Below are 12358 nucleotides of genomic sequence, written 5' to 3' on the forward strand. Positions count from 1 at the left end.
TCACAACAATCATGTTAAAAAACTATATAAAAATAGCATTTAGGAATCTCTTGCGGCATAAGAGTTTAACATTTATTAATCTATTAGGTTTAGCAACAGGTTTTGCTATAACATTACTTATAGCGCAATATGTGCAATTTGAAAGAAGTTACGAGGAGATGCATCCTAATGCTGATAGAACAGTACGGCTTACCTTAAATTACTTAACAGGAAATACTGTAACAACCCAGGATAGTGAGATGTACCCAGCTGTTGGACCTCGTATAAGTAAAGAACTGCCAGAGGTAGGGAAGTATACAAGGGTTTATGCTATAGGCGAACCTAACTCACCTATGCAGATTGAGGAAAAACAATTTCTTATGAAGGAACTTTATGCAGTAGATGCAGACTTTTTTCAAATATTTAATACGCCTCTAACGTATGGGAGTATAAATAATATTTTTGAAAAGCCTAATGAAGCAGTTATAACTGAATCTATAGCATTAAAGTATTTCAATAGAACCGATGTGGTTGGAGAGGTAATAAAATCTCCTGGAGTTAACGGTAATATTCTGTATAATATAGTTGGTGTAACTCCAGACAGTCCAGCAAATACACACCTTAAATATGATATGCTTATCTCTTATCCTACAATGCTTTCTGATCCTGAAATGCTAAGAAGACATGGAGAAAAGAAAGATAATTGGGATAACAATAATTCCTATATGTATGCACAGTTAGTTGATGGTACCAATTATGATAATTTTGTAGTCTCACTGGATGGTTTTACAAAGAAGTTAATCGCTGAGGAAAAAATTAAAAGTGAAGCTATAGTTGCTCAAAAGATAACAGATATTCATCTGTATTCTAAAAAAACCTTTGAACCAGAACCCAATGGGGATGCTAGTTCTGTTTATTTTCTTTTCGCAGTAGCGGTTTTAATTATAATAAGTGCTTTTGTAAATTATATAAACTTAACAACATCTCAAGCACTCGATAGAGCTAAAGAAGTAGGTGTTAAAAAAGTATTAGGATCAACTAAAAGTCAATTACGAATTCAATTTTTAGTAGAATCTATTATGTTAAATATTCTAGCTGGAGGTTTAGCTATTGGGTTAGTTGCCTTAGTAAAACCTAAATTTTTGGCTTTGGCTGGATTACCAGAGAACTTTATTTTATTTTCAAATTTATCCTTTTGGCTATTGTTATTGGTGTTTATTGTTTTTGGAGGTATTCTTTCAGGTTTATACCCAGCTCTTGTGCTATCATCATTTAAACCTTCTACAATTTTAAAAGGTAGTTTTTCACATTCAATAAAAGGAAATCTATTGCGAAAAGGTCTTGTGGTTTTTCAATTTGCAATAACTACAATTTTATTGATTCAAACATTTACAGTAAACGAGCAAATTGATTTTTTACGAGCTTTAGATCGGGGAGTTAATGTAGAGCAAAGTATAGTAGTGGAAGCACCAGCAAAAAATGCAGCTCAAAATTATTCAGCATTTAAACAAAATTTATTGGCAAACTCTAATGTTAAGACAGTAGCGTTATCGCATACAGTGCCTGGTCAGCCTTCGGGAGCTTTATCAACTACCGCAGATATACGAATTACTGGAACAACACCAGATGCATATCATAATTTCTATCTCACATTTATTGATAAAGATTATGTGCCGTTGTTAGGTGTAGAGATGTCAGCAGGTACTAATTTTGATGAAGGTACAACACCTCAAAAACGGGATGTTATTGTTAATGAAAAAGCGCTTGAAAAATGGAATATTACCAATCCAGAAGATGCTATCAGTAAAAAATTGTCTTTTTGGGGAGCAGAGTGGAATATTAAAGGCGTGGTTAAAAATTACCACCAGCAATCCCCAAAATCTCCTATGCTTCCTATGATTCACATATTTAATAATTATTTTGGAAGTTTAGCAACAGTACAATTTTCAGGAGGTTCTCCAACAGAAAATCTTAAACAAGTTAGGGAAGCATTTAGTACTGTTTATCCAGGAGCCCCATTTTCTTATTTTTTTATGGATCAGGAGTACGATAAACAATTTAAGGCAGAAGATCGTTTTAAAAGTGTGTTTATGATTCTTACTGCGTTTTCTATGCTAATTGCATGTTTAGGTTTGTTGGGACTAGCATCTTTTTCAGTGGCTAAAAGAAAGAAAGAAATTGGTATTAGAAAAGTTGTAGGAGCTAGTACTGCAACAATTTTGATTCTCCTCTCTAAAGATGCCTTAAAAACTGTGTTAATTTCAGTAATTATCAGCGTGCCTATTACTTATTTGTTGTTGCAAAATTGGTTAAAAAACTTTGCTTATAAAATTGATTTAAACATTTGGATGTTTGTACTACCAATTTTTTTAGTGTTTTTACTTGTGCTATTGTCAATAAGTTTTAAAACGGTTAAAACTGCTTTAATGAATCCTGTAAATAGTTTGAGATCTGAATAAATATTATGAATTAATCAATCAAAGAACAAATTATTATGCTGCGAAATTATTTTAAAATCGCTTGGCGGAATCTCAGAAAGTATCGTTTTTACAGTGCCATTAATATATTGGGACTATTTACGGGTATTGCTTTTACATTATTAATCAGTGCCTATGTATGGGGAGAATTACAGGTAAATAATAATCTTAAAAATTCCAATAGGCAATACATTCTTTTAAGTCATTGGGAAAAGCCTGATATGGGATTGGATTTCACAACATTGGCTCCATTGGCAAAGCGTTTAAAGGAAGAATATCCACATTTAGTTGCAAATTACTACAGGTTTGATGGTATAACATCTTTAGTTTCAAAAGATGACAAGCGTTTTAGAAAGTATGTACATTTATCAGACCCATCACTACTTACCATGTATGGCTTTAAGTTGTTATATGGTAATAATCTAACGGCATTAACAAATCCTTATTCTGTTGTTATCACTAAAAATGTAGCACTTAGCATTTTTGGAAAAACTAATGTTGTTGGCGAAACAATTACTTTAGAAAACTACAATAGTGAGAAACATAATTTTAGTATTACAGGTGTTTTTGATGCACTTCCTAAAAACTCTGTTATAGATTTAAATAGTGAAAATGCTATTAAGACAGATTTGATGCCTGAAATTTTTATCCCACGTAGCAACCGAGATTTTTTTAATAGAGGAGATTTAGAGAATTGGAATAATAAGTATATCCCCTCATTTATTGAGTTGAATAAAGGGGTTAACCCAAAAGATATACAAGAGCCTATTAATAATTTAATAGCGCAGCATGCTCCAGAAAATTTTAAGAAGCATCTAAGCGTGAGTCCTGTGTTGCTTACTGATTTTTATTTAGAAAAAGATAATAGAAGGGTAAAACGTATGCTATATACGCTCTCTATAATAGGTTTGTTTATACTATTAATGGCTATTATCAATTTTATAAATATCTCTTTAAGTATGTCTGGAAGTAGAATAAAAGAAATAGGGATGCGTAAAGTGTTAGGAGGAGAGCGTAAACAGCTAATATTTCAATTTTTAATAGAATCTTTTGTCTTGGTTTTATTTGCTACAGTAATAGCACTAGGTGCTTATGTTGTTATGAGGCCAATGTTTGTTGAACTTCTAAACGCTGAAATCCCAACTTTAAATACGTTTTCGCATGTTGCAATTTTTATCATTATTGGTTTTGTTGTAGTAATAAGTTTACTAGCTGGTTTTTATCCTGCGTTTATATTATCATCACTAAAAACCATACAAGTTTTAAAAGGAAAACTACAGATAAAAAACACAACGCAACAAAAATCATTAGTAGGGTTCCAGTTTGCTATTTCTTTGTTAATTCTAATTTGTGCTTTTATAATAACTAAACAGGTAAATTACTTTTTTGAAAAAGATTTAGGCTATAGTAAAGATTATATCCTAACCATACAAACACCAAGAGATTGGTCTGAAAAAGGAGTAAATAAAATGGAATCTATTCGGCATGAATTTGAGAGTATGCCCCAAATAAATAAAGCATCTGTGTCCTATGAAATTCCAAATGGGAATTTTGGGGGCAGCTTTTCTATGCAACGTGTAGGTGCGCCAGAAAACAATGCTATTCCAATAAAGTCGTTGGTCGTTGATCATCATTTTTTTAGTACTTACGAAATTGCTGTAAAAGAACATTTAAAACTATCTCCAGAAAACAATTTTGTGGTAAGCATTAATGAGAGTGCTGCCAAAAAATTTGGTTGGGAAAATCCAGCTGATGCTATTGGAAAGCGCATAAAAATTAGAGAAGATGCTTACGATTATATGATACAAAATGTTGTTAGCGATTTTCACTTTGATACCATGAACAAAAAAATAGGGCCACTAGTGTTTTTTAATCTAAAAACGGTTCCTCGATACCGCTATTTAAGTCTTAAGGTAAAGCAGGGTAATCTAGAGGTTGCGGTTGCCAATATTCGTGAGAAATGGAATGCTCTGCTGCCGGATGCTGTTTTTGATTATCAATTTATGGACGATACCCTACAGAATTTATATGCTTCTGAAATTAGGTTTAAAAAAACGGTGTATTACGCTTCATTATTATCGTTAATTATTATACTTCTAGGTATAGTTGGTTTGGTATCATTAAGTGCGCATAAGAGAGTAAAAGAAATAGGGGTTAGAAAAGTATTGGGGGCGTCTAAAATTAGTATAATAGTCTTGTTTCTAAAAGAGTTTAGCGGTACAATTATAATTGCTTCAGCGATAGCCATACCATTGGCGTTTTACTTTACAAAGCAATGGTTGAATAATTTTGAGTATAAAGTGGATATATCTCCACAGCCATTTATTGTGTCTACATTTATTCTTTTTTTCATAACAACTTTATTAATAGCCGTTTTGATTTTAAAAACAGTAATGGCTAAACCAGTTAATGCTTTGCGCTCTGAATAAACGCAACCTTTGTGTTCGTTTATGAACAAGATGTGTATCGTAAACGAACACTTTTATATGTGGAATTAATTTTAAACATCTGATTATTAGTTGTTTGGTTTTTTGGCATCATCTTTACCATATAAACATTGTACAAAAAGTTTAAAATTATAGTTAATCGTAATTTCTAAAATATTTTTAATGGCAAATACAATACTAAAATTAAGTCAAGCTACAAGAGAAGTTAATTCTGGTAGTAATAAAATAGCCTTATTAGATACCATTAATATGGAAGTTAAAGAAGGCGAATTTATATCTCTAATGGGGCCATCAGGTTCTGGTAAATCTACCTTGTTAAATTGTATAGGGATGTTAGATAATTTTACAGGAGGTGGTTATGTCTTTCTTGGAGAACCTGTACATAGTATGAAAGAACGAAATAGATCTAAATTATATAAAGAATATATTGGTTTTGTATTTCAAGCCTATCATCTTATTGATGAGCTCAATGTTTGGGAAAATATTGAAACACCACTTCTGTATAAAAATATAAAATCAGCTGAACGTAAAGCTTTAGTGGCCGATATGCTAGATCGTTTTAATATCGTTGGTAAAAAGGATTTATTTCCTATGCAACTAAGCGGAGGCCAGCAGCAATTGGTTGGCATAGCAAGAGCATTAATTGGAAAGCCAAAGTTGATTTTAGCTGATGAACCCACAGGCAATCTCAACTCAAAGCAAAGCATGGAAATTATGGAGTTGTTTTCAGAATTGAATAAAGAAGGGGTTACTATTATACAAGCTACCCACTCAGAGAAAAACGCCTCTTATGGTTCCAGAATTATAAATCTACTAGATGGGAAAATAGTCTCAGAGTAATAAAAAAAGTCATGAAGCAAAAGCAGTTAATAATAGTATTTATAGTTTTGATAAATTGGGCAAGTTTCCCTCAAGACTTAACTACAAAAGTATATGCCTTAGATGAATGTATCAACGTAGCATTAGAGAATAATTTAGATTTAAAGTCTACTAATTTACGAGCTAATTCTGCAAAAATAGATCATCAACAGTCCAAAGCTAACTTGTTGCCAAATGTTAATGGTAATTTTAATTTAGGGGTAAATGATGGAAGAAGTATAGATCCCTTTACGAATGACTTTATCAATCAAGAATTAACGTTCTCTAACATGGGGTTAAGTTTAAATATGACAGTTTTTAATGGATTTAGATTATTAAATACTGCAAAACAAAACCAATTAAATAGGGAGGCTTCTGAATTTGAAATTGAAGCAGCTAAACAAGATTTAGTGTTGAATGTTACTTTGGCTTATTTACAAGTTTTAAATAGTAAAGCAATTTTAGAGCTAACACAACAGCGATATCAAGCCACAAAAAAGCAATTAGAAATTCAAAAAGAATTCTATGAAAACGAGTCTGGAAATCCAGCGGATTATGCCGATATTTTAGGACAAATAGCCAATGATGAAACTAGCGTTCTACAATCGGAATCTAACCTAAATAATGCAAAACTTAACCTTCTGAGGTTAATGAATATAAAAAATACAACTAATGTTGATACAGAGGGTATTCTATTAGATTTAGAAAAATATGAACTTTCAGCAGACCAAGTATACCAACAAGCTTTAGAGAATCTAGTAACATTTAAAGCTAATACCTTGCGTATTGAGGCAGCTAAGAAAGGCGTTAGTGCAACTAAAGCCCAATTTACGCCTTTGGTATCTGTTTTTGGTGGAGTTAATACTAATTATTCGAGTGCTGCAGAAATTTTTTCTAATTCAGGAACGCGTATTGTTGAAACAGGAGATTTTGTATCAATAAACGGACAAGATTTTCCCGTAATGACAGAACAAACCCAGTTTGTGGCAGAGAGCATAAGTTACAACGATCAATTAGATAATAATTTAAATACTGTAATGGGAGTAGCGGTAAGAGTGCCTTTGTTTAATGGGTTTAGGGCAAAAAACAATGTAGCTTTAGAAAAAATTAGAGTGCAAGAATCTATATTAGAATTGGAGCGTACACATCTTGATATAAAGAATACGATATCACAAGTTCATTTTGATATGGAGGCAGTTTATAATCGCTATAAAAGTATCCAAAAACAGGTGGAAGCATATACGGAATCTTATCGTATTAATGAGATACGTTTCAACAATGGTGTTTCTAATTTTTTGAATTACATAACCAGTAAAAACAATTTAGATAACTCTAAAGTTAATTTAGCCAATGCAAAGTACGAATATATTTTACGTGTTATGGTTTTAGAGTATTACAGGGGGAAGTCAATATAGTTTCATTTTTTCTAAAAAGAAATAGGGTAAATAATTACTATGTAGACTTTAGCAAAATGCTTGTTTTTAAACCTCCATTATAGGTTATAATGATTTCAGCAGTATCATTTTTAGTATTGTGAAGGTGTTTTACCTTAATTAGAAAGTCTTGTTTGTTTTTAACTAGTTTTAGATCATAGCTATTTTGAAGCTCAAATCTATCGCTATGTTTCCCTTTAATAACTATAGAGTTGATGAATATTCCTGAATTACCACCCGTACTTTTAATTTTAATCAATTCTTCTGTTCCTGCAGTAATACACTTTGCTTTAGGATGTTTCAGTGTACTAGCAATAATTTTTTTGCCTTTAGGATTGTCATCATTATAAACTTCCATGTTGTGTTGGCGACCACCTCCTCTTTTTGGAGAACCACCAGCAATATAAATGCCTTCTCCTGAAACAATAGCTTGCGTACCGTGTCTGGGATAATGCATGTCAGCTTTTTTATACCATACTTTTGTTTTAATATTATAAGCTTCAACTAACTTATAGGCAGGACCTTTTTGTTCGCCTTCTCCACCCATTACAAACAATTCATTGTTAAATAAAGCTACACTTGGTGCAGCCCTAGGTGTTGGTAAAGGATGGTTTAAGTTCGTCCATTTGTTGATGCTAAAATCATAAACATCAACAGGTGCGATTAAGGGAGCAAAAACACCACCTTCGCCACCAGAATGTCTTCCTCCTAGAGTATACAGTTTATTGTCAGCGATAATGCAACTAAAATGGTCTCTGGCATTTGGGGCGTTTTCAAGAACAGTCCAGCTATTGGTTATAGGATCGTAAACATCAAACCAATTTACATAACCACCATTGTGTCCTTTAGTATTACCACCAACCAAATAAAATTTATCGTTATATGCAGCTAAGCCAGCACCACCACGCCGTCTTTCTTGTGGGATTTCAGGCCCTTTTATCCATGTTTTTGTTGGAGGGAAGTATAGCCAAATATGATCAGCAGGTATTTCGTTAGGGAATGTATTGGTTTTAAAACTACCAATAACCCAAATAAAACCCTCGTAAAACGTAGCTTGGAAATGATTAAATTCTTTAGGAGCAAAACCTCCAATACTCCAAGTGTTAGTTTTAAAATCGTAAACATCAAGTTGTTGTGCTTGTTCCCGACCTCCAAACATAAAGAACTTGTTCCCAGCTTGTACAAAAGAACATTCGTGCCTAGCAACATAGTCCTCACTTTCATTTTTGTCAATCCATGTATCATTTTGGTTAAACCCTAATCCAAACCAACCAATAGAAATAACAATTGGTAAAAGTTTATCTCGTATCATTTAATGAGATTTTGAATACAAAATACAATTTATTCCTTTAATTTGGTTGTCCAATAAAAACTAAACCAATGAAACGCTTTTTTACACTCCACACTAATTGTTTGCTTATCTTTTTACTAATTGTTAACTGGGGTGTTTTAATGGCTCAAGATTCCGCTGTGACGCTTGAGGGTAATCTAAAAAAATGGCATAAACTTACTTTAAGTTTTGAGGGGGAAACTTTGGGTGAGCACGATGAGGACAATCCGTTTTTAAATTACAGGCTAAATGTAATATTTAAAAATAATGGTAGGATGTTTACTGTTCCTGGTTTTTTTGCAGCAGATGGAAATGCAGCTGAGACTAGTGCCACATCAGGAAATATTTGGAAGGTTAGGTTTGTGCCTGATGCAGTGGGGGAATGGGAATATGAGGTGTTTTTTAGGCAAGGTAAAAATATTGCGATAAGTGATAATATTTATGAAGGTAATCCTATTGGCTTTAATGGTGTTAAAGGAACATTTACAGTAAGCGATACACCCGAAGAAAGTTCTGTTTTTAGACGAAAAGGGAGGCTTCTTTATGATGGTACATCCTACCCAAAACATGCTGGTACTAATGATGTGTTTTTAAAAGGAGGCGCAGGAAGTCCAGAGAATTTTTTAGCTTATTACGAATTCGATCAAACACAACCGTCCCATAAATACACAACACACACAAAAGATTGGAAAACCGGTAACCCTACTTGGAAAAAAGGGAAAGGAAAATCTATTATAGGTGCTTTAAATTATCTAGCTTCAAAGGGTATGAACTCTGTGTATTTCCTAACAATGAACGTTCAAGGAGATGGTGATGATGTTTGGCCATGGACGAACAAACACGAACGATACCGTTTTGATTGTAGTAAACTAGATCAATGGGAAATCGTTTTTGATCATATGGACAATTTAGGTATGGTACTGCATATAATTACCCAAGAAACAGAGAACGAATTGTTGTTGGATATTGGAGAGCTTAAAACACAACGGAAATTGTATTACAGAGAGCTAATAGCTAGATTTTCTCATCATTTAGGAGTAATATGGAATTTGGGCGAGGAAAATGGATGGCAAAGTTGGTCGCCAAAAGCACAAAGTGACACTGATAGAAAAGCTATGGCACGCTATTTAAAAACCAACGACCCGTATAAAAACCTTGTGGTAATCCATACCCATGCAGCAGAGCATGCTCAAGATCATATATTAAATCCGTTATTGGGATATCCGTATATAGATGGCGTATCCATGCAAATAAAAAAACCTGAAGATGTACATTATACCACTAAAAAATGGATAGAAACGTCTAAAAATTTCAACAAACCTTGGATAGCATTTTTAGATGAAATAGGGCCAGCGCATACAGGTGCAAAACCAGATGCTGATGATGTAAATCATGATGATATGAGAACCAATGTTTTATGGGGCAATTTAATGGCAGGGGGAGCAGGTGTTGAATGGTACTTTGGTTACAAATTTTCTGACAACGATTTAAAGTGTGAAGATTGGCGTTCTAGGGATAAGCTTTGGGAACAAACCAAACATGCTTTAGATTTTTTTAAAATGTATCTGCCATATAGAGATATGATGGTTGTAGACGATTTAACTCAAAGTAATACAGATTTTGTTTTAGCAAAAAAAGGAGAGGTGTATGCTATTTACCAACCTAAAGCAGAAGAATTGCAATTAGATTTAACAAAGGATTTTGGTAAATTTTCGGTGCGATGGTACAATCCAAGAGTTGGTGGTGGTCTAAGAAAAGGTAAAATAAGATCTGTTAAAGGAGGAGCATTGGTTACAGTTGGTTTACCACCAAGTATAGAAGGCGATTGGGTTGCTCTAATAAAGAAGGTATCAAATGAAATTACCAAGACTAAGATTGTAGAACAGCCACTGGTTTTAAATGCGTTAACCGATTTTCAGATTGTTGAAGATAAGGTAACGTATTACAAGGATAAGAAAAATAATGCGTTGGCAATAAAAGCTTCAAAAGAAGATCAAAGGCAAGGGTTTGCAAGTGCAAAAATTGTATTTACTGGAAGTACAGGGATGTATAATATAATCTTAGATGCCATGGCTGAACAAGATGGAGAATCCAGTTATGCCGTTATGTTGAACAATATCAAAGTAAAAACGATACAAAACCCTCAAGTATCAGAATCTTTTAAAAAAGTACAGCTTAATTTAGGTGTGTTATATTTAAGTAAGGGAGATACTTTAACAATTTCATCTAATGCAAATTCAAATGGAAAGCTACCAGAAAAAGAAGGTACAGCGTGGTCTAGAGGAAGATGGAATAGTATATCCTTATCGCAAAATAAAATACTAAACCATCAAGATTTACAAAATGCGGATGCTTTAGAAGAAACAAATGGTAGCATTGAAATTGAGGCAGAAGATTTTCATCTTAATACAAACAATCACAGTCCCAGAAAATGGTATGTAAGACATGAAGAAATGCATGCCCCATTCTTAAATATAGACAATCATACAGCAGAAGCCTCAGGTAAGGCCTACATAGAAGCGTTACCAGATACTCGGATAACACATAAAGAAGAACTGATTAGAGGAGAAAATTTTTATCCTATTCCGGGAACTGGAGGTATAGTGGGCTACAAAGTAAATATTAAAACGCCTGGAAGATATTATGTTTGGGTAAAAGCTTTTTCTAGTGGGTCAGAGGATAATGGTGTTCATGTAGGGTTGGATGGACATTGGCCAGAAAGCGGACAAAGAATTCAATTGTGTAAAGATAAACATACATGGGCGTGGTCTTCGGCACAGCGTGTCCCAAACAACCACTGTGGTTTACCTAATACGATTTATCTAGACGTAAAAGAAGCAGGAGATCATGTAATAATGTTTTCAATGAGAGAAGACGGTTTTGAGTTAGATAAGTTTATCTTAACTAAAGATGTCCAATTTAAACCACTTTAAATGAGATTGTAAAAATCTATTTTTTAACTAAAGCGATCTTCCAAATAGAACGTTAATAGTTTTTTTTTCTGTACTTAATTTCGTTACATTTGGCGACAATTAAAAACAAGAACAGACTATGAGATTAATTAAATTATCAATTTTAGCAATTGTTGTAAGTGTTGCTTCCTGTCAAAACAACCCAGGAGCAATAACAAAAGATGCATTAAAAACAGAAATAGACTCTGTAAGCTATGCCATAGGAATGGATGTTGGAAAAAATGTTTTATCTAGTTTTGAAGGTATTAATAATGATTTATTCATGGCGGGATACTTAAATGTTCTCGATTCTGCTGATGTTCTTATAGACAAGACGATGGCGCAAGGCTTAATACAGTCTTATTTTGAAAAGAATCGCGAAAAAATCATGAAAAGACAGCAAGAGCGTGCTGCTAAAGAAACTGAAAAGAAATATGCAGCCAATAAAGAGGCAGGGGAGAAGTTCTTAAAAGAGAATGTAGCTAATGAAGGTGTATTAACTACAGATAGTGGTTTACAATATATAGTGCTTAAAGAAGGAAGTGGAGAGAAGCCAGCAGATTCTGATAGAGTAAGAGTACATTACCATGGGACATTAATCGATGGAACTGTATTTGATAGTTCTGTTGATAGAGGAGAACCTGCAGAATTTGGAGTGACTCAAGTAATACCAGGTTGGATAGAAGGTTTACAATTGATGAGCGAAGGTGCAAAATATAAGTTTTTTATTCCTCAAGAATTAGCTTATGGAGCTAACCCAAGACCAGGAGGAGCAATTAAACCATTCTCTGCATTAATTTTTGAAGTAGAGTTAATAGAGATTCTAGAAAAATAAGATACACATACTCATATTATAACATGAAAAACAGGAAGTAAATTTGCT

7 protein-coding genes are annotated in these 12358 nt (G+C 33.4%); 6 read left to right on the forward strand and 1 reads right to left on the reverse strand.

Features of this window, described 5'->3' with window-relative positions; translation table 11 throughout:
• The first annotated feature begins 11 nt into the window (after nt 1–11).
• The 4 genes from JS605_RS10895 (at nt 12) to JS605_RS10910 (ending at nt 7176) form a co-directional block, all read left to right on the forward strand.
• Nucleotides 12–2438 carry an ABC transporter permease gene (locus JS605_RS10895; RefSeq protein ID WP_203257752.1) on the forward strand — a complete coding sequence of 809 codons (2427 nt, stop codon included), beginning with the start codon at nt 12–14 and terminating at the stop codon, nt 2436–2438.
• A gap of 35 nt (nt 2439–2473) precedes the next feature.
• On the forward strand, nt 2474–4885 hold the full coding sequence (locus JS605_RS10900) for an ABC transporter permease (protein WP_203257753.1): 2412 nt from the start codon (nt 2474–2476) through the stop codon (nt 4883–4885).
• Nucleotides 4886–5065: 180 nt separating this feature from the next.
• Complete coding sequence (locus tag JS605_RS10905) at nt 5066–5743, forward strand: ABC transporter ATP-binding protein (RefSeq protein WP_203257754.1); 678 nt, start codon at nt 5066–5068, stop codon at nt 5741–5743.
• Between the two features lie 11 nt (nt 5744–5754).
• Nucleotides 5755–7176, forward strand: a complete 1422-nt coding sequence (locus tag JS605_RS10910) for a TolC family protein (protein WP_203257755.1) — start codon at nt 5755–5757, stop codon at nt 7174–7176.
• Nucleotides 7177–7213: 37 nt separating this feature from the next.
• Here JS605_RS10910 and JS605_RS10915 read toward each other — a convergent pair whose 3' ends face one another.
• Entirely contained in the window at nt 7214–8506 is a 1293-nt protein-coding gene (locus JS605_RS10915) for a Kelch repeat-containing protein (RefSeq protein ID WP_203257756.1), read from the reverse strand.
• A 68-nt stretch (nt 8507–8574) separates the two neighbouring features.
• Here JS605_RS10915 and JS605_RS10920 point away from each other — a divergent pair, with 68 nt between their 5' ends.
• Nucleotides 8575–11457: a DUF5060 domain-containing protein gene (locus JS605_RS10920; protein ID WP_203257757.1), complete on the forward strand. Its 2883-nt coding sequence runs from the start codon at nt 8575–8577 to the stop codon at nt 11455–11457.
• A gap of 118 nt (nt 11458–11575) precedes the next feature.
• On the forward strand, nt 11576–12310 hold the full coding sequence (locus JS605_RS10925; RefSeq protein WP_203257758.1) for an FKBP-type peptidyl-prolyl cis-trans isomerase: 735 nt from the start codon (nt 11576–11578) through the stop codon (nt 12308–12310).
• The last annotated feature ends 48 nt before the right edge of the window (nt 12311–12358 follow it).

This window comes from Hyunsoonleella ulvae, assembly GCF_016827605.1.
Classification (GTDB): Bacteria; Bacteroidota; Bacteroidia; order Flavobacteriales; family Flavobacteriaceae; genus Jejuia; species Jejuia ulvae.

Coding starts and splice junctions, on each gene's coding strand:
- JS605_RS10895 (WP_203257752.1), top strand. CDS start 12: ATGTTAAAAAACTATATAAAAATAGCATTTAGGAATCTCTTGCGGCAT.
- JS605_RS10900 (WP_203257753.1), top strand. CDS start 2,474: ATGCTGCGAAATTATTTTAAAATCGCTTGGCGGAATCTCAGAAAGTAT.
- JS605_RS10905 (WP_203257754.1), top strand. CDS start 5,066: ATGGCAAATACAATACTAAAATTAAGTCAAGCTACAAGAGAAGTTAAT.
- JS605_RS10910 (WP_203257755.1), top strand. CDS start 5,755: ATGAAGCAAAAGCAGTTAATAATAGTATTTATAGTTTTGATAAATTGG.
- JS605_RS10915 (WP_203257756.1), bottom strand. CDS start 8,506: ATGATACGAGATAAACTTTTACCAATTGTTATTTCTATTGGTTGGTTT.
- JS605_RS10920 (WP_203257757.1), top strand. CDS start 8,575: ATGAAACGCTTTTTTACACTCCACACTAATTGTTTGCTTATCTTTTTA.
- JS605_RS10925 (WP_203257758.1), top strand. CDS start 11,576: ATGAGATTAATTAAATTATCAATTTTAGCAATTGTTGTAAGTGTTGCT.